The following is a 22,415-nucleotide window of genomic DNA, read 5'->3' as shown; positions in this document are numbered from 1 at the left end:
TCATTATCCCTAAAATTTGGATCACAAATTTTAGGGAGTGAGCTGCTCCCTAGTTTTTTGTGATGTCATTTAAAACAGTACTTTAATCTCCTAATTTGCTGAAATTCAAAGTTTATTCAATATTGCGTGAAATAGCGCGTATAGATGGATTTTTGTGAGAAATACCTAAAATGAAGAAACTTGCTAAGGATTGCGTTTCAATAATTCTAACGACATCTCAAGCGAGTGAATGATTAAAAAATGTTTTTTTTATAAGAGTTATGGAGAAATGACATGTCTAAATTTATTAAAACAGCTGCAGCTGTGGTGGTTTTCGGTGCTTTTTCAACGGTAACAATGGCGGGTGGTGGTCATAATCCCCCTAAAGACCCTAACCCAACCCCAGTATGTAACGAAGGGCCATGTACAGGAAGTATTCCAATTCAGGTAACTGTACCTAAGCGTTGTGAGCTGAATGTAGTAACATCAAGTATCTCATTAAAAGATGGTACGGAAACTTCAGGTCAATTTATGGTTGGAGCGAATGCAAATTACAATCTACTGGTAAATACCGACAACCGTTTGGGGGATAAATCAACAAAATCTAAAGCAAAATTAGGTGTTGGTAATAATGCACCTGCAGTGGGTCTCACAGTTGAAACCAAGCGTGCGGGTTCACCGTCTATTATTCTGTTAAATGATAAGCAAACCAATATTGCGCCAGGCAGCAATGGTTGGAACACTTACAATGTCTTTGTTAAAAGTGACAGCGTAGGTATTTCTAAACCAGCGGGTACTTATACCGATAATTACAGCATTGAAGTTTCATTCTAATACGTTTGAACTCAATCTGAATGAGTTGGCTTTGCCGATGGGTGGAGTCAACTTTTTAGTCTAAATAAATACAAAATAAGACATTGCTGGGGGAAGCATGAAACGATTATTGAAATATATGCTGATTGCAAGTTGCTTATGTGTAGAAGCTGTTTATGCAAACATGGTGATTTCACCTACACAAATGTATTTGGGCGATAAAGCACGACAACGCAGTGCAACGGTTGTGATGGAAGCTACAGATCTTACCGAACCGAAAAGCTTTGAAATGTTTGCCTATAAATGGTCGCAAAATGCTCAGGGTGAAGATGTACTAGAGCCAGATCAAGACCTTTTAATTAATCCAAAAAACTTTGTTTTACAACCTAATACACAACAAATTATTCGTGTAGGTTTTAGCCGACCACTTTTGAAGGAAGAAATGGCGCAAGAAAAAACTTGGCGCATTGTTTTTAAAGAAATTGCTCCTGTAGTGGAAGAAGACGCCTTACAATTTTTATTCACAATTTCTGTTCCTTTATTTGTGGGTAAGCAAGAAGCCATTCAGGTAACAGCAACCCCGCGTTATCAAAATGATCATTTATTTTTAGAGATAGAAAATCATGCTGCATCGCATGTGCAAATTTCTTCAATCAGTATTTTAAATCAACAAAAACAACCTGTCGCAACTACTCGTGAAATGAAATATTTGTTGAATCAACAAAAGCACAGCTTTGATATGGGGCAAATCAAACTCAGTGATTTGAAAAATTACATACTCAAACTTGAAACAGATAAAAGTGAGCAAGCCATTGAGTTGAAAATGAAGGGCTAAATCATGCATAGAACTCGACTGTTTTTTGCGCTGCAAAGTGTCCTGTGGGGGATACCATTACAAGCCGCTGCTGCTCAGCCTGAAATGGTATTAAATAGTGTCTGGCTAAATGGCGTTGATCGTGTCGTTGAAAGTCTAGTATTGCAGCAGGACGGGCAACGTTATATGGAATGTGAAGTCTTGCAACAATTGGGTTTGCTGCAAGAGCGCTTACAAAAACACAGCGCACAAACTCAGTTCTGTTCTGTAAGCACCAATGAAATTCAGTCCGTGCAAGACGCTGCGCTGCAAGCCATAAAACTAACTGTACCAGCCAGCTATTTTATTGATGCACAATTTACCCAAACGCATGCGATTCCCTCAAAAGCGGACTTGGGTGGCTTTTTAAATTATGATTTGCTGTATGCACGTTATGATAATTACAATGAAATAAATGGCTTGGTGGAGCTTGGTGTTTTTAAAGATTACTGGATTTTTAAAAATGCCATGATGTATCGCAAAGAGGTAGAACAAGATCAAGATAAGCTACTGCGTTTGAATACCAGTTTTGAAATAGAGTTTCCATCACGTTATCAGCGTTTAACCTTGGGTGATAACACAAGTGTTTATAATCCATTATTAGATACATTTAGATTTGGCGGTGTATCTTTTGGTTCGAATTTTAGTAGTTATCCAGATTTTATTTATTGGAATGTACCCACCTTAAAAGGCAGTGCTGTACTGCCATCCACAGTCGATTTATACATTAATGGCATCAATTTATATCAACAACAGGTTACGCCTGGACACTATAGCTTAAATACAGGTGCCAATATTCAGCAGTCGGGCGAGGCGCAAGTGGTGGTGGAAGATGTATTGGGAAATCGTACCGTGCAATCTTTTCCAGTTTATGTCACCACGCAACTACTCAAACCAGGACTGAACGAATACAACTTTTCTGCAGGAAAGCTGCGTTATGACTACGACTACGTGTCGGATGATTATCGGGAGTTTTTTGGCAACCTTTATTTCAGACGTGGAATTACAGACAGCACGACTTTAGGAACCAATTTAAGTTATAGCAAAGATGTGCAGAATGTCGGGTTGCTATGGACACAATCTCTCAGCAAATATGCCTTGTTAGATACGCATGCTGCGTCTAGCCACAGTGATTGGGGCGATGGTTATACCTTTGGCGCTTCGTTAAGCCGTAATGGAAGTCGGGTTGCACTTGGTGCAAGTCATAAATACTACAGTCCTGAATATCGTGGTTTGGGTTATAGCGATATGACACAAACAGTGGAATACGACAACTTAGCTTATGTCAGTATTTTCAATATTCCTTTCATTAATACCTTAAATGTGAACTATCTGGAGCGCCGTTATTATCCCAATGCAAATAATAGCTTTGCAGATAGTCAAATGCTTACAGTCGGTTTTTCTCGTATGTTTGGGCGTCAAACCTCACTGTCGTTTTCTTATTATAAAGATTTGAAAATGCAGGATAGCGACGGGGCATATTTAACGCTGAATTATCAATTTGACCAACGCCGTAGTGCGCAACTTTCACATAATTTTGATGAGCAAACCCAGTTGCGTTATGCACAGAGCAGCCTGACGCAAAATGGTGTGGATTACACTCTTGCTGTGCGTCACCAACAAACAGAAGGGGATATTGGGGTAAATGCCTATACCGCCCTGAAAATGCCGATGGGTAATTTATATTTAAGCCACGATGAAAGTGAACGCTTTAGCTACAGTCAAGCCAATTATCAGGGTGCAGTAGTGTGGTTAGACCGTAAATGGGCCATGACCAAATATGTAGACAATGCTTTTGCTTTGGTGAATGTTGGTGATATTCCAAATGTGGAAGTACAACGTGCCTTAACACCTGTTGGTAAAACCAATCAACACGGTTATGTGTTTGTGCACGACATTGTGCCTTACGTCAATTACGACGTGTCTTTTGATCAAGACCAGTTAGATTTGTATGACAGCTTTGAATATTCAAGCCAAAAAGTGATTGGTATGAATCAACGCGGCTATAAAGTGAATTTCCCTGTTCAGCGTACAGGATTGATCATATTGCGTTTACTCACGCCCGATCAGCAGACCTTTGTGCAGGGCAGTGAAGTGTATTTAAGTGATGATGCAACCGAATTTGTACCTGTGGGCAGCGATGGAAAAGTACATTTATATGGTGTGAAAGCAGGCAGTTATACGCTGAAGGTTAAAACCAAAGGTGGAAAAGTTTGCCATAGTTCACTTGAAGTCCCTCAAATTAAAGCAGGCACTGTTCCACAAACCAGACAGTTAGATTTGATTTGTCAGTAAGTATATCAGCAGGATGATTGAGGATGAGAACATGAAAAAATTAGGGATGGTAAAAAAATTAAGTCTAGTGCTGTGTGGATGCTGGATTTGTTTTCCTGCACAGGCTTGCACCATTGGTTCGGTCAGTGAATCTTTATTGCAAATGAGCTCACAATACCGTAGCCAGACTGCAACCAGTTTTAATGTGCGCTGTGATCGAGGTTATAGCATTCAGTTCAGTAGTCGTAATTTACGTGACAAACATGGCAGCAGTTTTGTGAATAATGGCACACACCGTTTACGCACCAGTATGAGTATTATGGGAGCAAAAACAAATCTGTGGAACACGCCCATCGCAGGGCATGTTTCTACGACAGGACATAAATACAGTGTCGCGGTACGCTTGGATGAACAACCGAGTTTGACAACGCCAGCAGGTCGTTATACCGATGAGTTGTATATTAATTTACTTTTTTAGAGGGCTTCGATGTGCAGCAGATCAGGTATTCAGCAAACAAGATATTCAGCAGGCAGGTATCCAATATCTGCTTTTTTTATCTATTTAGGGTGAATGACAGCAAACGATTTACATTAAATTTATACATAAAACTATGTGTGCAAAACTAGGTATAGGCGATCATCGAGTTGTTAAAAAAATGACAAATGTGTCACCAAAGCATCATATTACTGCAATGCAGCTGCTCTATGCTAGCAAGCATAAAATAAGAATTGAGCAAAAGGCGATGAGCAATGTATTGGCAAAGCAGAGCAGTAAATTAGAGCGTTACAGCGATGCGTTTAAATTTTACTTCAAACAAGATCAAAAACAAAAAAGCAGTCAGCCTACCTCTGAACTCTCAGACCTCGTCCGCCCACGTTTAAAAATTGCCCTAGTAACAGAAACTTGGCCACCTGAAATTAATGGTGTAGCACGTTCACTTTTGCAGCTTTGCAAAGGATTGCAGGAACTTGGACACAAAATTTTATTGATTCGCCCTGAACAAAAACAAGCCTGCACTCAATTTCAACCGTACCAAGAATGTCTAGTAAAAGCACAAGCTATTCCCAAATATCATAATTTACAATTCGGCTGGCCGCAGTGGGCTAAGCTTTCGCAGGCTTTAGATGAGTTTCAACCTGATGTGGTGCATATCGTCACTGAAGGTCCTTTAGGGCTTGCCAGTTTACATATTGCAAAATCAAAAAATATTCCAGTATCAAGTGGTTTTCACTCCGCATTTCAAGATTTTAGCCGTTTTTTCGATTTGGCATTTTTACTCAAGCCAATTCAGCACTATCTAAAATGGTTTCATAACAATACCTCGCTGACGTGTGTGCCAAGTAGCCATACCGAAAAATCATTGCGTCAGTTTGGTGTGCAAGGGCCTTTGGTGGTGGTTGGGCGTGGTGTTGATGTTGAATATTTTTCACCAGATTTTCGTTCGACTCAACTGCGAGCGAGCTGGAGTGCCAGTGAAAATACGCGGGTGATGTTGTATGTCGGGCGTCTATCACCTGAAAAAGAAGTCAATCTTATTATTGATGCCTATCAGCGTATGCCAAAAAATACCGAACAGCCTGTGAAATTGGTGATTGTCGGTGACGGGCCAGACCGTGAGCGTTTAGAAGCCATGAACGCTCAGGGAGATATCATTTTTACAGGTAGTTTAAGTGGCACAGCACTTGCACAAGCCTATGCCAGTGCCGATGTGTTTGCTTTTGCCAGTCAGGTCGAAACCTTTGGCAATGTCGTGTTAGAAGCTATGGCCAGTGGCTTGCCTGTCATTGCTTATGACTATGCTTGTGCACGTTTACATCTAAAACCGAATGAAACAGGCTGGTTGAGTCCACTCGGTCAGCTAGAAGATTTGGTCGGTCATATCCACCGACTTCCCGATCTTACAACCCTTAGACAGATGGGCGAACACGCCCGCAAAGCGACTTTAAATATTGGCTGGCAGTATCCAGTCCAACAATTTGAGCAGGCGTTATATCTGGTGGCGAAGGAGCTACACATGCCATCTTAGCTATACGCCAAAGAGGAGAGAACTGATGAAGTTCAAAAATGCAAAAATAAGAATGCTGGATCTCGACTTAAAAGGCTGTTTGTATCTTAACCATTTTTCCCACTCTCAGCGGGTGGCACAATTTTTTAAAGTTATTAGCCGTTTGGGCGATGGTGTGTTCTGGTATGTCATGCTCGCAAGTGCATGGATGATGCAGGGCATTGGCTATAGTTTACAAATTATTTATCTGTTGTTAGGCGGTTCTGTCGGCACAGGTATTTATAAATATTTAAAACAGAAAACCGTCCGTCCACGTCCGTATCAGGTACACCAAGTGATCCGTTTGGGTGAACGTCCCTTAGATCATTTTAGCTTCCCATCAGGTCACACTTTGCATGCAGTCATGACCACAACGGTTTTGGGTTATATCCAGCCAGTATTGTTGATGTTGATGTTGCCCTTTACGATTTTGGTGGCCGTTTCCCGTATGATTTTAGGCTTGCACTATCCGAGTGATGTGGCAGTCGGGGCGATGATTGGCGGTTCAGTGGCGAGTGCGATTATTTTGGCTGCACCTTATGTAAATATTGTTTTATAAGCTTGGATAAAACCAAATCGAAAATTCAGTGCAGTAATGGCAGGCAGCCCATGCGAAATTTGTTAAAGTAGTCGCTGTCTTGACTAGAATAGGGAATACACATGGGTTTACGTTGGACGGACAGCATCGACATTGCCATTGAGTTATATGAAGCACATCCCGATGTGGATCCACAATGGATTCGTTTTACCGATTTACACGCGTGGGTCTGCGCTTTACCTGAGTTTGAAGATAACCCAGAAAAATCGACAGAAGGTTTGTTAGAAGCCATTCAAATGGCGTGGATTGACGAAGCACGTTAAAAATAGTGCTGTGAAGCCAGACGGATTTATCCGATGTCGATCTGCATAATTTGCTTCATATCGAAAAAAGCAATTTTTTTACACATCAAAAGCAGAAAACAGCCCATTATTCGGTATAATGCGGCAAAATTTTCGTGTCAACATTGACTTAAGGAGCCAATCATGGCTATTGAACGTACTTTATCTATCGTAAAACCAGATGCAGTTGCTAAAAACCACATCGGTGACATCTTTGCTCGTTTCGAAAAAGCTGGTCTTAAAATCGTTGCGACTAAAATGAAACACCTTTCTCAAGCTGAAGCTGAAGGCTTCTACGCTGAGCACAAAGAACGTGGTTTCTTTGGTGACCTAGTTGCGTTCATGACTTCTGGTCCAGTCGTTGTTTCAGTTCTTGAAGGTGAAAACGCAGTTCTTGCTCACCGTGAAATTTTAGGTGCAACAAACCCTAAAGAAGCTGCACCTGGTACAATCCGTGCAGATTTCGCTGTAAGCATCGATGAAAACGCTGCTCACGGTTCAGACTCAGTTGCATCTGCAGAGCGTGAAGTAAACTACTTCTTTGCTCAAACTGAAGTTTGCCCACGTACTCGTTAATACGCAGTATTCAAACCAGATAAGTGTTATTATGCTTATCTGGTTTTTTATTCTCCGATTTTTATTTTCTGAATAAACCTTTGCTCACCTCTTGAGCTTCTCCTTTCATCTTTAGACATGGTTTAGGTATACACACATGAGTACAGAAGTCCTCGCTGCATCTGCGACAGATGTTCAGCAAGCATCTGCGTCCGCTCCTGCACAGTCTGCGCCTGCAGAGAAAGTGAATCTCCTTGGCATGTCACGTCCACAAATGGAAAAATTTTTTGAAGATTTAGGCGAGAAGAAATTCCGTGCAGGGCAGGTGATGAAATGGATTCACCAGTTTTTTGTCACAGATTTTGCCGAAATGACCAATATTTCAGGCAAGTTACGTGAAAAACTGGAAAAGATTTGTGAAATTAAAGCGCCTGAAGTGGTGCATAAAAATTATTCTAAAGACGGTACCCGTAAGTGGGTATTCCGTGTCGGTGATGGTGAAGGCTCATTGGTCGAAACCGTTCTGATTCCTGCCGAAGATAAAACTGGCTCACGTAAAACCCTGTGTATTTCATCGCAAGTAGGTTGTGCACTGGACTGTTCATTTTGTTCTACGGGTAAACAAGGTTTTCAGCGTGACCTAACCCAAGCCGAAATTATTGGTCAGTTGTGGATGGCAAACTATTCCTATATGGAAGATGTGCCTGTGATTGAACGTGAGCGTTCTGTGACCAACGTGGTGATGATGGGTATGGGCGAACCGTTGTTGAATTACGATGCCGTCTTGAACGCCATGCGCATTATGCTAGATGACTTTGCTTATGGCATGTCTAAGCGTCGTGTGACTTTATCGACTTCGGGTGTTGTACCTAAAATTGACCAATTGGCACAAGATATTGATGTGGCTTTGGCAATTTCTTTGCACGCCACCAATAACGAACTGCGTGATGAACTTGTTCCAATCAATAAAAAATATCCATTGGAACAATTAATCGCAGCTTGTCAGCGTTATATTGGCAAAGATGGCAACGAAAGTGCGCGTAAACACGTGACCATTGAATATGTCATGTTAGATGGTGTAAATGACCATCCTGAACATGCGCAGCAAATGATTAAGCTACTCAAGAACCTGCCAAGCAAGATTAATTTGATTCCATTTAACCCATTTCCGCACGCGCCGTATGGACGTTCAAGCCGAAATCGAATTATTTCTTTCCAAAAAACTTTGTCTGATGCAGGTTTTGTGTGTACGATTCGTCAGACACGTGGTGATGATATTGATGCTGCGTGTGGGCAATTGGTCGGACAAGTGGCAGACCGCACCCGCCGTGCCGAACAGTGGAAAAAGAAAGTTGCAGCGCAAAATGAAATCATACGCTCGCAAGGATAATGACTTGTATAGATAACTAACTTGCATCGAACGAAGACGCAAAGGGGATGTCCATTGAATAAGCCTGTATTTAAAATCGCACAAATTACAACTGTTTGTATTTCGGCAATTTTTGCTGCAGCTTGTCAAACCACAGCTCCAACCTTAGGGCAAAAAGACCCTGAAAAAGCGGTGCAAGTACGTACGCAGTTGGCAGCAGAATACTTAAAAAATGGCGATTTAGACTCAGCCAAACGCGCACTTGATCAAGCTTTGGAAAGCGATTCACGTGATTCCACCGCTAATATGATGATGGGCGTGTTGCTGCAACAAGAAGGCAGCAAGCTGAATTTAGAAAAAGCCGATGCGTATTTTAAGCGTGCCATTGCCGCTGACCCAAAAAATGCACAAGCGCGTAACAACTATGGTACGTATTTATATCAAGTAGAACGCTATAATGATGCGATTGAGCAGCTCAGTATTGCAGGTGCAACACTGGGTTATGATCAACGCTTTAGAGCATTGGAAAATGTAGGTCGTATTTACTTGAAATTAGGCGATATAGAGAATGCCGAAAAGTCATTCAAACAAGCCTTGCAAGCCAATCGCGATTCTTATGTTTCAATGTTAGAGTTGTCGGAAATTTTATATTTAAGACAACAATTTGCACCCGCGCGACAATTGTATGAACAATTTGTACGTGCTGTGGGGCAAAAAAATCAGGGTGCGCGTGCCTTATGGATTGGGATTCGTTTAGCACGTGCCAATGGCGATCAATTGGGAACTCAGGTTTTAGTGAACCAGCTGCGTGCATTATTTCCCAATAGCCAAGAATACCAACGTTATTTGCAATTACAGTACAGTACTGAGGCCGTATGGAAGTAAATCCTAATTCACCGCAACCCACACAGGGGACAACGCCTGTACCCCATGCATTAGGAAATGTTCAACGTCCAGGTGAGTACCTTCGTCAAATTCGCGTCAATCAAAAACGCGAACTGGATGATGTTTCAAAAGATTTGAAAATTCCATTAAAAACGCTGATGGCGCTAGAGCAAGACGAATATACCGCTTTGCCTGAAGCGACCTTTATTAAAGGTTATTATCGTACCTATGCCAAATATTTACAGGTCGATGCTTCAGCCATTATTCAGCGTTTTGATGAAATTTATGCCAACGATACAGGGTTGTTGCCAAATCACGCCTTGAACAATTCACCCATCAAAATTATGGGAAAACTGCCAGGCTCTAACCGCGATCGCAATAAAAAGTGGCTCACACGTATCGCTGTGATTGTGGCGGTATTGCTGTTGTTGTGGGCATTGGTCGCGCTAATTCAAAACTGGATGTCGTCTGGTCAAGAGGGTGCAGAACCTGAAATTGCAGTACTGCAATCCGATGTGCAAATCATTTCTGACAATGCGACAGGCAGCACGCCTGCACTTGCTTCGGGCGATCAGCTGAATTTGCAATTTGCTCGTCCAACTTCAGTGCATATTGTTGACTCTGCTGGCAATGTTTTAGCGACAGGACGTCAAGCCTCTACTTTAAATTTACAAGGCGAAGCCCCATTTCAAATTCGCTTAGATGATGCGACTGCTGTGTCATTAAGTTTGAACAATGAGTCGATTTCATTATCGCCATATACTGTGAACGGAAAAGCAGAATTCCGTTTATCTCGATAATGCAGCAAGGTAGAGCGATATCATGATTGTAAATCCAATTCAACGCCGTCCGACCCGTAAAATTCGTGTGGGTTCTGTCTATGTGGGTGGTGATGCGCCCATTAGCATCCAAAGTATGACCAATACGGAAACCTGCGATGTTGCTGCAACCGTGGCGCAAATTCAGCGTTGTGTAGATGCGGGCGTAGACATCATGCGTGTTTCTGTACCAACCATGGAAGCCGCAGCTGCATTTGGTGAAATTCGAAAGCAAGTATCTGTGCCGTTGGTGGCAGACATTCACTTTGACTATAAAATTGCGTTGGCAGTTGCTGATGCGGGTGCAGACTGTTTGCGGATTAACCCGGGTAATATTGGTTCGGAAGCTAAAATTCGTGAAGTGGTGGCTGCTGCCAAACATCATGATATTTCTATGCGGATTGGTGTGAATGCGGGATCGCTAGAAAAAGATATTCAGAAAAAATATGGCGAGCCGACAGGCGCAGCATTGCTAGAATCTGCCATGCGTCATATTGATATTTTAGACCGTCTAGATTTTCAGGAATTTAAAGTTTCAGTCAAAGCATCGAATGTGTTTTTAACCATGGATGCTTATCGTTTGTTATCACAACAAATTGATAATCCATTACATTTGGGCGTAACTGAAGCAGGTATTTACCGTACAGGTACCGTAAAATCTGCAATTGCTTTGGGCGGTCTGCTCATGGAAGGCATTGGCGATACCATGCGTATTTCACTTGCGGCAGAACCTGAAGATGAAGTTAAAATCGGTTTTGATATTCTAAAATCTTTAGGTTTACGCTCTAACGGGATTAACTTTATTGCCTGCCCAAGCTGTTCACGTCAGGAATTTAACGTCATTTCTGTAATGCAGGCATTGGAGGAGCGTTTGGAAGATATTCGTACTCCAATGGATGTATCGGTCATTGGTTGTAAAGTGAATGGCCCGGGCGAAGCTAAAGAAGCTGATATTGGTGTGGTGGGCGCAAGTCCGCGTTCATTGGTTTATCGTAATGGTGAAAAGAGCCATTTAATTGATACCAATCAACTCGTTGATGAAATCGAAAGCATGGTTCGTCAGCGTGTTACAGAGCTTGAACAAGCTAAATCTAAAGAGATTATTCGTACAAATTTTTCTGAGTAAGTCATGAGTTCAATTGTTGCAATTAAAGGTTTTAATGACATTCTTCCAACGCAAACACCTGCGTGGAGACGTCTAGAGCAACATTTAGCATCTTTAATGGATGCTTATGGTTATCAACAAATTCGTTTGCCAATGGTTGAGCAAACCAATTTGTTTAAGCGTTCAATTGGTGATGCGACCGATATTGTTGAAAAAGAAATGTACACATTCTTAGACAAGGGTAATCCGCCTGAGTCTTTGACTTTGCGTCCTGAAGGAACTGCGGGTTGTGTACGTGCCATGTTAGAGCACAATTTGCTACGTGGTGCGACACCGCGCGTGTGGTATATCGGCCCAATGTTTCGTTATGAAAAACCGCAAAAAGGTCGTTATCGTCAATTCCACCAATTTGGTGTAGAAACTTTTGGCGTTGCAACACCAGATATGGATGCCGAACTTATTTTAATGACTGCGCGTTTATGGAAACGTATGGGCGTTGCCGATAAAGTTCGCTTAGAGTTGAATACGCTGGGTGAGTCGGATGAGCGCGCAGCGTATCGTGCCGCTTTGGTTGAGTTTTTGGAAGCGCACAAAGCCGATTTAGACGAAGATTCACAGCGTCGTTTAAGTACTAACCCACTGCGTATTTTGGACTCGAAAGATGCTAAAACGCAAAGCATCCTAGAAAATGCTCCAAAATTGCATGATTTTATGGGTGAAGATACGCTGAATCACTTTGCCCAATTACAGCAGTATTTAACCGATGCAGGCATTGAGTTTGTGATTAATCAAAAACTGGTACGTGGTTTAGATTATTACAATAAAACCGTTTTTGAATGGACAACCACGCATTTAGGTTCGCAAGGCACAGTTTGTGCAGGCGGGCGCTATGATGGTTTGGTTGGGCAGTTGAAGGGTAAGGCAGATCAGTCCGTACCTGCCGTGGGCTTCGCCATGGGCATTGAGCGTTTATTGTTGTTGCTTGAGCAAGTCGAAGACAATACGCCTGTACGTGATTGTGAAGTATTCTTGTTGGCAGATCCAACAACTCAAGGCAAGGCGTTGGTTTTAGCTGAGCAAATTCGTGACCAATTCGAACAAGCGGGCAGCCAGATTCGCTTAAAAGTTGGTTCACAAGGCTCAATGAAAAGCCAAATGAAAAAAGCCGATCAATCAGGTGCAATCTATGCCTTGATTTTTGGTGAGCGCGAAGCGGAAGCACAGCAATTGGCAGTGAAAACCTTGGCAACTGCTGAGCAAACGACTGTTGCAGTGACCAAAATTGTGCCTTTCATCATTGAAAAATTTTCTTCACAATAAGCCAAATAACATAAGGAAAAGGGTAATCCAATGAGCGCATTGAGTGATGACGAACAACTTGATAGTTTAAAATCGTTTGCGAAAAAATATGGTTCAGCCATGATTAGCGGGATTTTAATTGCGTTGATTGCCTTTTTCGGATGGCAATATTGGCAGAAAAAAACCTTGGCAGAGCAGCAAATGAATACTGCTAAAGTGCAACAATTGATGGATGATGCACGTACAGCAGAAGGCAATCCAGATGCCTTCAGTCAATTGTCTGCCACTGCTGATAAAATTGTGAAAGAAGCCCCTGATTCTGCGCAAGCTATTCAAACTCAATTCTTAATGGCTAAACTCGCTTACGATCAGCAAGATTTTGCTGCCGCAGAAAAAGCCTTAAAGAAAGTTGAAAACTCTAAAGTAAAAGACCAAGGCTTAGTGCAATTGGTTAAGTTGCGTTTGGCTTATGCACAGTTGGCGCAAAAGAAATACGATGAAGCTATTCAAAGTTTGGCCGCGGTGACTGATCCTGCATTTAAAGCGACTGCAGATGAAGCGCGTGGCGATGTTTATGTCGCGAAAAATGACCGTGAAAATGCCAAAAAAGCCTATCAAAGTGCATGGGATACTTTGGTGGAACGTAAACAAGAACGTCAAATTTTACAAATAAAACTCGAAAGTGTTGGTGTTTTGGTGGATGATCCTGAAATTGAACGCCCAGTATTAGACACACAAGTGGATGAGAGCTAATGAATAGAAAGTATAAAATACCGTTTGCACTGACCGTTTTAACCCTCGCTTTAGTGGGGTGTTCTACCAATAAAATTAAAGTTGCAGAAGTTAAGCCAAATCCACTGCCAAAACTTGAGCAAGCACAAAGTCTAGTTCCTGTATTTTCACAAAGCGTTGCATCGACTACATCAGCCGATCCACTACGCCTGCAATTAGATGCCGAAAACGGGGTAATTTATACTGTTGATCCTAAAGGTGAGATGGCAGCCTATCAAGGCAAGCAACGTCTTTGGCAAAAACAAGTGTCTAAGCAAGGCTTAACTGCAGGTGTCAATGCTGCTGATGGCATTGTGGTTGCAGGAAACAGTAAAGGACAATTGTTTGCTTTAGATCAGCAAACAGGTGAGCAAAAGTGGGTGGCACAGTTAACAGGTGCAATTCTTGCGCCATCGTTAATTCAGGCGGGTCGTGTGGTGACTGTAAGTAATGACGGCACGGTATATGCACACAATGCCGAAACAGGTCAGTTGGTGTGGACTTACAACTTGCCAAACGTGCAATTTAGTTTGCGTGGTATGGCTGCACCTGTGGCGCTCGATTCACGTACTGTACTGATTGCTTCTGCAAATGCCTATGTCTATGCACTGGATATTGTTACAGGCGTACCACGTATGCAGCGCCGCGTTGCCATTAGTGAAGGCCGTTCAGACATTCAACGCTTAAATGACATTGATGGCGACCCAGTGGTTGCTGGTCAATTCTTGGTGACCACAAGCTACCAAGGTCAGGTCACCGTATTGGACTTGGCTTCACAACAAGTGATTTGGAGTGAAGATGCAAGCAGTACCAAACGTCCAGAAGTTGCGGGGAATGGTGTATTTGTCAGCACTGCAGATGGTAAAATTGCAGCTTACGAAATCACATCAGGACAAGCACTTTGGGAAAATGACAGTTTGCTCAACCGTCGTTTATCTAATCCTGTGTTGTTTGGACAATATTTAGTGGTTGGTGATTTAGATGGTGTTTTACACCTCATTGATCCAAGCTCAGGGCAACTGGTTGGACGTTCAAAAACCAATGGCGAAGTCCGTTCATTGCGTGTAATTGACAATCAACTCTATGTCGCAACGCAAAAGGGCGCATTAAGCGTTTGGCAGAACCGCTAATTTTGTTCTGACTTTTATGCTAAAATAGTTGTCCGTATTTTTACGCGGGGTAATTGAATCATCAATGCCCCGTGTTTTTATTTAATAGAGTGGTCGATGTTCTCTCTGTCGTTTGCATGGTCGCAACGCTGAACCCAACATCCATACTCTGTTCTTTCTTCCACAGTTTCGGATGTACAGACCATTGAAACTGACTGATCTTGAATAAAGGTTAATCTATGAAACCCGTAATTGCGCTCATTGGTCGTCCGAACGTCGGAAAATCAACGCTGTTTAACCAGATTACCAAGAGCCGTGATGCACTTGTTGCTGACTTTGCAGGTCTGACACGTGACCGCAAATATGGTGATGCAACCTATCAAAATAAATCTTTCATTGTGGTCGATACTGGCGGTATTGGCGAAAGTGAAGGTGGCATCGACTCTTACATGGCTGAACAATCTAAAACAGCCATCCATGAAGCCGATATGATCATTTTTGTGGTCGATGCACGTGCAGGCTTGTTGGCATCGGATGAGCAAATTGCGCGTGAATTGCGTACTTTGGGCAAAAAAGTATTCTTGGTGGCGAACAAAGTAGATGGCGTACATGCCGAAGCCGCTTTGGTTGAGTTCTTTAAACTGGGTATGGGCGAGCCATTGCAAGTGGCTGCCAGCCATGGTCGAGGCGTTCAGCAAATGCTGGAAGACGTTTTGGCAGATGTTCCTGAAGATGAAAACCCAGATGCACATGATCAAGACACAGGTTTGCGTTTAGCCATTATTGGACGTCCAAACGTGGGTAAATCGACACTGGTTAACCGTTTATTGGGTGAAGAACGTGTAGTGGCATACGATCAGCCAGGTACGACACGTGACTCAGTCTATATTCCGTTTGAGCGCAACGAACGTAAATACACCTTGATTGATACTGCAGGTGTGCGTCGTAAAGGTAAGGTCGATGAAATGATCGAGAAATTCTCGATTGTGAAAACCTTGCAAGCCATGAAAGATGCACACGTGGTGGTGATTGTGGTTGATGCACGTGATGGTATTGTCGAGCAAGATTTGCACTTAATTGGTTACGCACTTGAAGCAGGGCGTGCCATGGTGATTGCGATTAACAAATGGGACAATATGTCCGAATATGATCGCAAACAATGTAAGTTAGATGTTGAGCGTCGTTTTGACTTTATTCCATGGGCAAAAATCCACCTGATTTCTGCCTTGCATGGTACAGGCGTGGGTGACTTATATCCATCTATCCACCGTGCGTATGAGTCATCGCACTTAAAAGTGTCACCTGCCAAATTGACGCAAATTTTGAATGACGCAACAGATGCACACCATCCACCTAAAGTGCAAGGTCGCGCTATTAAAATGCGTTATGCACACATGGGTGGACAGAACCCGCCAACCATCGTGATTCATGGTAATAAGGTCGATAAAACTCCTGCAGATTACCGTCGTTATTTAGAAAACGTGTTCCGTAAAGTCTATAAGCTAGAAGGTACACCTGTAAAAATTGAATTTAAAACCTCTGAAAACCCATTTGAAGGGCGTAAGTCACAAGTGGATGAGCGTACTGCGGCACGTCGTCGTCGTTATGTGCAGAAGTTTAAGAAAGCCGAGAAGAAGTTTAAGCGAGGCTAAGGCTTAAATTTTGACGCGTTTGATTAAAAAATCCCGAATGTGAATTCGGGATTTTTTTTGAGCAACTTAATTTAAAATAGATAGATGTAGAATTAATGACGCTTCGCCAACAAGCTATTCGACAGACGATTTAACCATTGTGGGCTAATACTCGAAAGTTGCATTAGGGTTTTGGCTTTTAAACCGACCGCACGATGCGTATTGGTCAGAATCGAATCTTTAACCGTCGCTTGTTGATACACCACCTGGGCGACATCTTCTGTCGATAAATGCACGCCCATGTTTTGAATGGTGGCTGCATCCATATCTTTCACCATTGCAGTTTGTACAAATAGCGGCATGACATCTAAGACCCGAGTGCCGTATTTTTGCCACTCTATATCTAAACCTTCCGTAATGCCACGTACTGCAAATTTGGAAGCAGAATAAGAAATTAAATCGGCTTGTCCATAAATCGCAGATGCCGAAGACAGGTTAATCACCCGTGCAAAACTTGCTTGTTTTAAATAAGGCAAAGCCGCATGACAACCGTTTAATACACCATTCACATTCACTGCCATAGTCCGATGATGCGCTTCTATGGGTGTGTCTTCAAATGCGCCTGAGTAGAGAATTCCTGCATTATTCACCAAAATATTCAATTCACCTGCCCATTGGCAAAAATCGGATAATGCAGCTTGCCAACTGGCATAGTCTGCTACATCAAGCAAACCTGCATGCGCACGCTCACCCAATTGTTCTGCCAATTGCTGTGCTTGTGTGAGATGAATATCATAAATACCGACACGGTAACCTTGCCGATAAAACAATTGTGCGATTGCCGCACCAATGCCTTGTGCAGCGCCACTAATCAAGATACTGTGCATTTGAACTTGCTCCCTGATGTTATTTTTGTTGTGCATATCGTCCTTGCCGTCTGAGCATAACAAAAAAATGGTGCATTCGTGCAATAAATTGAAATAAGGAACAACCCATGCAGCAATTGCTTTCAATCATGCAACAGTTACGTCAACAATGCCCGTGGGATCAAAAACAAACCCCAGAAAGTTTGACTCAATACGCAATTGAAGAAGCTTATGAAGTTGAAGCAGCAGTGCGTTCAGGCAAGGTGGATGATGTACGTGATGAACTGGGTGATTTGTTGTTGCAAGTGGTGTTTCAGGCACAAATGTATAGCGAACAAGGCGCATTTGATTTTCAGGATGTGGTGCAAGCCATTTGCGATAAATTGATTCGTCGGCATCCACATGTTTTTCAGGCAGAACAGTTTGCGCAGCTCAGCGCAGAAGATGTCGCTGCTTTATGGAAAACCATCAAACAACAAGAAAAACAGGGTAAAGCAAAGTCACGTTTAGATGAGGTGAAACATGCACCCGCCTTGGTGCAAGCACAACAAATTCAACAACATGCGGCACAATTGGGCTTTGACTTTCATACCGTGCAAGATGCGTATGGCAAGTTAGAAGAAGAATTGCAAGAATTACAACAGGCGATTCAACAGCAACAATCCGACGAAATACGGGATGAATTTGGTGATTGTTTGTTTTCTTTAATCAATGTTGGACGTAAACTTGGCTTATCCAGTGAGATGGCATTATTGGGTACGATTCATAAATTTAGAACACGCTTTGCTTTCATTGAAGATCAGGCCAAATTACAACAAAAAACAATAGAAGATATGACTTTAGAAGAAATGGATCAACTTTGGGAGCAGGCAAAACAACAATTAGAATGACAGGTTTTGCGGCAACATGAATATATCGCAGCAGTTAAAAGCTTCTTTTCGCTTTTTTTCTTTCGGATGGCAGTACTTGCTTGCATTGCTGTTATGTAGTATCAGCATGTGGAGTACAGCACAAAATGTGCAGTCCAGGCCTGCGCAGGTCAGTGGGCATAGCTATGATCAAAACTATTTAAAATGGAAAGCACAGCAAGCCGCGCAAGATCAGCGTTTAAGTGTGACTCAAACCGCATCATCAAGCGAAGCACATTATTTAGCGCGTCCTACTCAGCAAAGTGCGCATTCAAATCAGGTGCGTTTAAATAGTGCTTCACTAGAACAATTGCAGCAATTGTCTGGGGTGGGTATGAAAAAAGCACAAGCGATTGTGGAATACCGAAAACAAAATGGAAAATTCCAAAGTATTGAAGAACTTCAGCAAGTCAAAGGGATTGGACCTGCCTTATTTGCCAAGAATAAACATAAGTTGGCATTGTAGCTGCAAGCAGAATTTTAGCACTGCACATTGCAAAATTAGCGTGTGAATCAAATTGCCCTTTGATTGTGTTAGGGATATGATTAGCGACATCTTATCTGTTTTACGTTCAGACGTAGGAGACAGCGTCTTTTGCAAACTTTGCGCGCGTCAAAATGTGGTTTATCTACCGCTCAATTACCTTCTTCCATTTTAGATGTTCTAGATGCTTTAACCAAAGCAGGCTATGAAGCCTATATCGTCGGTGGTGGAGTTCGTGACTTAATGTTAGGGCTAAATCCGAAGGATTTTGATGCCGTAACGAATGCTACACCCTCACAAGTGAAAGAAGTTTTCGGACGACGTTGCCGAATTATAGGACGACGTTTTGAGCTGGCGCATGTCTATGCAGGGCGTGAACTAATTGAAGTGGCCACTTTCCGTGCGCCACCGAAAAAAGCTGTGACGTCTGCGGCGGGGATGATTCTGCGCGATAATAACTGGGGCACAATCGAGCAAGATTCTGCCCGTCGTGACTTTTCAATAAATGCGTTGTATTACCAGCCACGTAAAGGCATCGTGCTCGATTTTTGCAATGCTGTAGATGATATTAAGCACAGAAACTTGCGCTTATTGGGCGATCCAACCTTACGTTTTGAAGAAGACCCAGTGCGTATGCTGCGTACTTTGCGTTTTGCTGCTAAATTAAATTTCAATATTGATCCAAAAATTCTTAAAATTTTTACGCCTGAAATGACGCAGTTATTGCGTGATGTTTCGCCACACCGTTTATATGATGAGTCTCAAAAACTCTTTACGATGGGACATTTAAACAAAGTCCTGCCGATGTTGATTGAGTTTGGTATTTGGCGTCAGTTATTTGCTGATATCAAACCAGACATCAACTCATTTATTGAACGTGCAGCAAAAAATACCGATCAACGGATTGCGATTGGTAAAACCATCAACCCTGCATTTTTCTATGCGGTGCTGTTGTGGCAACCATTTTTAGAGCGTTGTGACTTTTATCTGTCTAAAGGTGTAGTGGCCGCCGAAGCGCGAGCACAAGCTGGTTTAGATGTACTAAAACGTCAGGCGACACGTACCATTATTCCGCGCTTTGCTGAAACTTTTATTCGTGAAGTTTGGGAAATGCAAACCCGTTTATTGCAACCGAAACCACAGCAAATTGAAGCATTGTCTGGGCATGCACGTTTCCGTGCAGGATTTGACTTTTTATTACTGCGTGAAAAAGCAGGTGATAGCTCGACTTTAGGGATGGGACAGTGGTGGGATGCCTACCAACTCATGAGCACCGATGAAAAAGAACGTGCGATTGCTCAATACAATCGACTACGAGCCAAGAGCCGCCGTAAAACAGCGCAAGAGCCTGTTGATGTGACACCAGCAACACATGCCACTGATTTAATTGAACCTTTGGTGAATGAGCCTGAGCCTCGTAGTCGTCGGGCCCGTAAAGCCAAACAGTATGAAGAAAATCGAGCACAATTGACTGCTACAGCAAGCAGTTCAGGTATTGGTGCAGATCATCCAATTTTAAAACGTAAACGTGTGCAACGTGATTTAAGCCAAGTGATTTTTGGGCCAACACAATGAGCAACATCACCTATATTGGTTTAGGCAGTAATTTGGGCGATTCGCGTCAAATTTTGACTGAAGCGGTGCAAAAACTGACAACATTGGGGCAAGTGCAGACATCTAAACTGTATCAAAGCCCACCCATGGGACCACAAGATCAGCCTAATTATTTGAATGCTGTGGTACGTTTAGATACCGAACTTGAAGCGTTGGCATTGTTAGATGAATTACAGCGTTTTGAACAAGAGTCAGGTCGGGTACGTTTACGCCATTGGGGTGAGCGTACGCTAGATTTAGACTTGTTGATTTATGCTGATGCCAATATTCAAAATGAACGTCTGACTGTACCGCATGTAGGGGTATTAGAACGTGATTTTGTCGTCATCCCGCTGTTAGATTTAGATGCTAACTTAAGTGTCAAAGGACAATTATTAAAACACTCACCATTGCTTGAACATCCGAGCTTAATTGTTGTGGATGCAGGCAATTGGGCAGGGCTATAAAGTTTTAAATTAAGCATGCGTGATGCTTTTTCCATAGAGGAATATTTTCATGATTAGTTTAAGTGACCTCAGAAAATTTAAAGCGGAAGGTCGAAAATTCTCCTGCTTAACTTGCTATGATGCAAGCATGGCGAAAGCAATGGAAATTGCTGAAATTGATACGATTTTAATTGGTGATTCTTTGGGTATGTCTATTCAGGGACGTGACTCAACCTTGCCTGTCAGCGTGGCGGATATGGCTTATCACACTGCGGCGGTGCGTCGTGGTAATCAACACGCTTTTATTTTGACTGACTTACCATTTATGAGTTATGCCACCTTAAATGATGCATTGCAAAGCTCCAAAGAAGTGATGCAAGCGGGTGCGCAAATGGTCAAAATGGAAGGTGGTGCATGGCTCAGTGAAACCGTTGCAACACTGACTCGTAATGGTATTCCTGTCTGTGTGCACTTAGGTTTAACACCACAATCGGTGCATGTATTTGGGGGTTATAAATTACAGGCACGTACTCGTGAAGCTGCAGACAAACTAATTGCTGATTGTAAAGCTGTTGTAGAAGCTGGTGCGGCGATTCTATTATTAGAATGTGTGCCAGCTCAGCTAGGTCAAGAAATTTCTGCCTTGTTCCCTGAAATTCCAGTAATTGGAATTGGCGCGGGCGCAGACACTGATGGTCAGGTATTGGTGGTGCAAGACATGCTGGGGCTGACTTTTGGTCGTGTCGCAAAATTCGTGCGTAACTTCATGAAAGAACAAGCGGGTGAAAATGCGATTTTAGATGCGTTTAAAGCCTATCATGCTGCAGTTCAAGATGGTTCTTTCCCAGCACGTGAACAAACTTTCCAAGTCGAGTTGTAATATGAAAACTGAAACCACAATTCAAGGCTTAGCGGCTTCATTACAGCCTGCACGCGCTGCACGAAAAACCATTGGTTTTGTTCCGACCATGGGAAATTTGCACGAAGGGCATTTAACCTTAGTGCGCGAAGCGAAAAAAATATGTGATGTGGTGGTGGTCAGTATTTTTGTGAATCCAATTCAATTTGGCCCTAATGAAGACTTTGACAGTTATCCGCGAACTTTAGACCAAGACAGTCAATTGTTGGCAGAAGTCGGTTGTGACATTATTTTTGCGCCTTCAGTTGAGCAAATGTATGGCAGCAAACCACGTTTGACCAATATTTCAGTGAGCGAGATTACGGCAGACTTATGTGGCTTGCAGCGTCCTGGACACTTTGATGGTGTTGCGGTGGTCGTGACCAAGTTATTCAATATGGTACAGCCAAACTATGCTTTCTTTGGTGAAAAAGACTATCAACAATTGGCAGTCATTCGCCAGTTTGTACGCGACTTGAATATTCCGCTAGAGGTGATTGGTGTGCCAATTGTTCGTGCGGCAGATGGTTTGGCACTCAGTTCACGCAATGGTTATTTGAGCGCAGAACAGCGTCAAATTGCACCGACAATCTATCAAAGTTTAAAGGCTGCTGCACAAGCATTACAACAAGGTGAAACTTTGTCACAAGTGTTAGCGAATATTAAAGCAACATTGACAGCGGCAGGCTTTGTTGTGGACTATGTAGAGGCGCGTACAACAGAACTGCAGAAAATTGAAGCATTTAGTGAAGATCTGGTGTTGTTCGTTGCGGCAAAATTGGGCAATACACGTTTAATTGATAATTTGCAGGTCAAACATTCTGCATAGCTGGCA

At 42.6% G+C, this 22,415-nt stretch carries 23 protein-coding genes; 22 read left to right on the top strand and 1 reads right to left on the bottom strand.

Features of this window, described 5'->3' with window-relative positions:
* Positions 1 to 273 precede the first annotated feature (273 nt).
* The 16 genes from FTU71_RS07765 (at position 274) to der (ending at position 16,406) form a co-directional block, all read left to right on the top strand.
* The gene (locus FTU71_RS07765) at positions 274 to 813 is read left to right on the top strand and encodes a hypothetical protein (RefSeq protein ID WP_179993924.1); all 540 of its coding nucleotides are present in this window, start codon (positions 274 to 276) and stop codon (positions 811 to 813) included.
* A 97-nt stretch (positions 814 to 910) separates the two neighbouring features.
* On the top strand, positions 911 to 1,627 hold the full coding sequence (locus FTU71_RS07760; RefSeq protein WP_154320369.1) for a molecular chaperone: 717 nt from the start codon (positions 911 to 913) through the stop codon (positions 1,625 to 1,627).
* 3 nt (positions 1,628 to 1,630) lie between these two features.
* Positions 1,631 to 3,940 carry a fimbria/pilus outer membrane usher protein gene (locus FTU71_RS07755; RefSeq protein ID WP_179993925.1) on the top strand — a complete coding sequence of 770 codons (2,310 nt, stop codon included), beginning with the start codon at positions 1,631 to 1,633 and terminating at the stop codon, positions 3,938 to 3,940.
* Between the two features lie 31 nt (positions 3,941 to 3,971).
* Positions 3,972 to 4,397 carry a hypothetical protein gene (locus FTU71_RS07750; protein ID WP_004975083.1) on the top strand — a complete coding sequence of 142 codons (426 nt, stop codon included), beginning with the start codon at positions 3,972 to 3,974 and terminating at the stop codon, positions 4,395 to 4,397.
* Between the two features lie 265 nt (positions 4,398 to 4,662).
* Entirely contained in the window at positions 4,663 to 5,946 is a 1,284-nt protein-coding gene (locus FTU71_RS07745; RefSeq protein ID WP_179993926.1) for a glycosyltransferase family 1 protein, read from the top strand.
* Between the two features lie 25 nt (positions 5,947 to 5,971).
* Entirely contained in the window at positions 5,972 to 6,523 is a 552-nt protein-coding gene (locus FTU71_RS07740) for a phosphatase PAP2 family protein (RefSeq protein WP_004975087.1), read from the top strand.
* 101 nt (positions 6,524 to 6,624) lie between these two features.
* Entirely contained in the window at positions 6,625 to 6,825 is a 201-nt protein-coding gene (gene iscX, locus FTU71_RS07735; protein WP_104852473.1) for a Fe-S cluster assembly protein IscX, read from the top strand.
* Positions 6,826 to 6,987: 162 nt separating this feature from the next.
* Positions 6,988 to 7,419, top strand: a complete 432-nt coding sequence (ndk, locus tag FTU71_RS07730) for a nucleoside-diphosphate kinase (protein WP_004975092.1) — start codon at positions 6,988 to 6,990, stop codon at positions 7,417 to 7,419.
* Between the two features lie 136 nt (positions 7,420 to 7,555).
* A complete protein-coding gene (rlmN, locus tag FTU71_RS07725) occupies positions 7,556 to 8,788 on the top strand; it encodes a 23S rRNA (adenine(2503)-C(2))-methyltransferase RlmN (protein ID WP_136144803.1) in 1,233 nt (410 codons plus the stop codon).
* 75 nt (positions 8,789 to 8,863) lie between these two features.
* Positions 8,864 to 9,652 (top strand): type IV pilus biogenesis/stability protein PilW, encoded by a 789-nt coding sequence (gene pilW / locus FTU71_RS07720; protein ID WP_371971077.1) that lies wholly within the window; start codon positions 8,864 to 8,866, stop codon positions 9,650 to 9,652.
* Positions 9,643 to 10,452 (top strand): RodZ domain-containing protein, encoded by an 810-nt coding sequence (locus FTU71_RS07715; protein ID WP_004975098.1) that lies wholly within the window; start codon positions 9,643 to 9,645, stop codon positions 10,450 to 10,452. The genes pilW and FTU71_RS07715 overlap by 10 nt, the downstream gene beginning before the upstream one ends.
* Before the next feature lie 22 nt (positions 10,453 to 10,474).
* Positions 10,475 to 11,596, top strand: a complete 1,122-nt coding sequence (gene ispG, locus FTU71_RS07710; RefSeq protein WP_004975100.1) for a flavodoxin-dependent (E)-4-hydroxy-3-methylbut-2-enyl-diphosphate synthase — start codon at positions 10,475 to 10,477, stop codon at positions 11,594 to 11,596.
* A 3-nt stretch (positions 11,597 to 11,599) separates the two neighbouring features.
* Positions 11,600 to 12,895: a histidine--tRNA ligase gene (gene hisS / locus FTU71_RS07705; RefSeq protein WP_004975101.1), complete on the top strand. Its 1,296-nt coding sequence runs from the start codon at positions 11,600 to 11,602 to the stop codon at positions 12,893 to 12,895.
* Positions 12,896 to 12,925: 30 nt separating this feature from the next.
* Positions 12,926 to 13,627, top strand: a complete 702-nt coding sequence (locus FTU71_RS07700; RefSeq protein ID WP_178318747.1) for a tetratricopeptide repeat protein — start codon at positions 12,926 to 12,928, stop codon at positions 13,625 to 13,627.
* Positions 13,627 to 14,775 carry an outer membrane protein assembly factor BamB gene (gene bamB / locus FTU71_RS07695; RefSeq protein WP_096901518.1) on the top strand — a complete coding sequence of 383 codons (1,149 nt, stop codon included), beginning with the start codon at positions 13,627 to 13,629 and terminating at the stop codon, positions 14,773 to 14,775. The genes FTU71_RS07700 and bamB overlap by 1 nt, the downstream gene beginning before the upstream one ends.
* Positions 14,776 to 14,993: 218 nt before the next feature.
* Complete coding sequence (gene der, locus FTU71_RS07690) at positions 14,994 to 16,406, top strand: ribosome biogenesis GTPase Der (protein ID WP_004975107.1); 1,413 nt, start codon at positions 14,994 to 14,996, stop codon at positions 16,404 to 16,406.
* Between the two features lie 92 nt (positions 16,407 to 16,498).
* Here the strand turns inward: der and FTU71_RS07685 are convergent, their stop codons facing one another.
* The gene (locus FTU71_RS07685) at positions 16,499 to 17,272 is read right to left on the bottom strand and encodes an SDR family oxidoreductase (protein ID WP_004975109.1); all 774 of its coding nucleotides are present in this window, start codon (positions 17,270 to 17,272) and stop codon (positions 16,499 to 16,501) included.
* A 107-nt stretch (positions 17,273 to 17,379) separates the two neighbouring features.
* Between FTU71_RS07685 and mazG the strand changes: the two genes are divergently transcribed.
* From mazG to panC, 6 genes are all read left to right on the top strand, one after another.
* The gene (gene mazG / locus FTU71_RS07680) at positions 17,380 to 18,141 is read left to right on the top strand and encodes a nucleoside triphosphate pyrophosphohydrolase (RefSeq protein ID WP_179993927.1); all 762 of its coding nucleotides are present in this window, start codon (positions 17,380 to 17,382) and stop codon (positions 18,139 to 18,141) included.
* 16 nt (positions 18,142 to 18,157) lie between these two features.
* On the top strand, positions 18,158 to 18,625 hold the full coding sequence (locus tag FTU71_RS07675; RefSeq protein ID WP_179993928.1) for a ComEA family DNA-binding protein: 468 nt from the start codon (positions 18,158 to 18,160) through the stop codon (positions 18,623 to 18,625).
* Positions 18,626 to 18,754: 129 nt separating this feature from the next.
* Positions 18,755 to 20,218: a polynucleotide adenylyltransferase PcnB gene (gene pcnB / locus FTU71_RS07670; protein WP_180037454.1), complete on the top strand. Its 1,464-nt coding sequence runs from the start codon at positions 18,755 to 18,757 to the stop codon at positions 20,216 to 20,218.
* Positions 20,215 to 20,703 carry a 2-amino-4-hydroxy-6-hydroxymethyldihydropteridine diphosphokinase gene (folK, locus tag FTU71_RS07665; RefSeq protein WP_180037456.1) on the top strand — a complete coding sequence of 163 codons (489 nt, stop codon included), beginning with the start codon at positions 20,215 to 20,217 and terminating at the stop codon, positions 20,701 to 20,703. Before pcnB ends, folK begins: the two co-directional genes overlap by 4 nt.
* 49 nt (positions 20,704 to 20,752) lie before the next feature.
* Positions 20,753 to 21,562 (top strand): 3-methyl-2-oxobutanoate hydroxymethyltransferase, encoded by an 810-nt coding sequence (gene panB, locus FTU71_RS07660; RefSeq protein ID WP_019836307.1) that lies wholly within the window; start codon positions 20,753 to 20,755, stop codon positions 21,560 to 21,562.
* Between the two features lies 1 nt (position 21,563).
* Positions 21,564 to 22,409, top strand: a complete 846-nt coding sequence (gene panC / locus FTU71_RS07655; RefSeq protein ID WP_004975122.1) for a pantoate--beta-alanine ligase — start codon at positions 21,564 to 21,566, stop codon at positions 22,407 to 22,409.
* Positions 22,410 to 22,415 lie beyond the last annotated feature (6 nt).

It is taken from the genome of Acinetobacter sp. YH12136 (genome assembly GCF_013418545.1).
In the GTDB taxonomy this organism is placed as follows: Bacteria; Pseudomonadota; Gammaproteobacteria; order Pseudomonadales; family Moraxellaceae; genus Acinetobacter; species Acinetobacter towneri.
The sequence above is the reverse complement of the archived record's forward strand: the minus strand, read 5'-3'. Positions and strand labels throughout refer to the sequence as shown.

Bases quoted from the DNA above. Each gene is read 5' to 3' on its own strand.
- panB (WP_019836307.1), top strand. From the start codon at position 20,753: ATGATTAGTTTAAGTGACCTCAGAAAATTTAAAGCGGAAGGTCGAAAA.
- der (WP_004975107.1), top strand. From the start codon at position 14,994: ATGAAACCCGTAATTGCGCTCATTGGTCGTCCGAACGTCGGAAAATCA.
- FTU71_RS07765 (WP_179993924.1), top strand. From the start codon at position 274: ATGTCTAAATTTATTAAAACAGCTGCAGCTGTGGTGGTTTTCGGTGCT.
- FTU71_RS07675 (WP_179993928.1), top strand. From the start codon at position 18,158: ATGAATATATCGCAGCAGTTAAAAGCTTCTTTTCGCTTTTTTTCTTTC.
- iscX (WP_104852473.1), top strand. From the start codon at position 6,625: ATGGGTTTACGTTGGACGGACAGCATCGACATTGCCATTGAGTTATAT.
- FTU71_RS07745 (WP_179993926.1), top strand. From the start codon at position 4,663: ATGAGCAATGTATTGGCAAAGCAGAGCAGTAAATTAGAGCGTTACAGC.
- FTU71_RS07740 (WP_004975087.1), top strand. From the start codon at position 5,972: ATGAAGTTCAAAAATGCAAAAATAAGAATGCTGGATCTCGACTTAAAA.
- mazG (WP_179993927.1), top strand. From the start codon at position 17,380: ATGCAGCAATTGCTTTCAATCATGCAACAGTTACGTCAACAATGCCCG.
- FTU71_RS07685 (WP_004975109.1), bottom strand. From the start codon at position 17,272: ATGCACAGTATCTTGATTAGTGGCGCTGCACAAGGCATTGGTGCGGCA.
- ndk (WP_004975092.1), top strand. From the start codon at position 6,988: ATGGCTATTGAACGTACTTTATCTATCGTAAAACCAGATGCAGTTGCT.
- FTU71_RS07715 (WP_004975098.1), top strand. From the start codon at position 9,643: ATGGAAGTAAATCCTAATTCACCGCAACCCACACAGGGGACAACGCCT.
- folK (WP_180037456.1), top strand. From the start codon at position 20,215: ATGAGCAACATCACCTATATTGGTTTAGGCAGTAATTTGGGCGATTCG.
- FTU71_RS07760 (WP_154320369.1), top strand. From the start codon at position 911: ATGAAACGATTATTGAAATATATGCTGATTGCAAGTTGCTTATGTGTA.
- rlmN (WP_136144803.1), top strand. From the start codon at position 7,556: ATGAGTACAGAAGTCCTCGCTGCATCTGCGACAGATGTTCAGCAAGCA.
- ispG (WP_004975100.1), top strand. From the start codon at position 10,475: ATGATTGTAAATCCAATTCAACGCCGTCCGACCCGTAAAATTCGTGTG.
- panC (WP_004975122.1), top strand. From the start codon at position 21,564: ATGAAAACTGAAACCACAATTCAAGGCTTAGCGGCTTCATTACAGCCT.
- FTU71_RS07755 (WP_179993925.1), top strand. From the start codon at position 1,631: ATGCATAGAACTCGACTGTTTTTTGCGCTGCAAAGTGTCCTGTGGGGG.
- hisS (WP_004975101.1), top strand. From the start codon at position 11,600: ATGAGTTCAATTGTTGCAATTAAAGGTTTTAATGACATTCTTCCAACG.
- bamB (WP_096901518.1), top strand. From the start codon at position 13,627: ATGAATAGAAAGTATAAAATACCGTTTGCACTGACCGTTTTAACCCTC.
- FTU71_RS07750 (WP_004975083.1), top strand. From the start codon at position 3,972: ATGAAAAAATTAGGGATGGTAAAAAAATTAAGTCTAGTGCTGTGTGGA.
- FTU71_RS07700 (WP_178318747.1), top strand. From the start codon at position 12,926: ATGAGCGCATTGAGTGATGACGAACAACTTGATAGTTTAAAATCGTTT.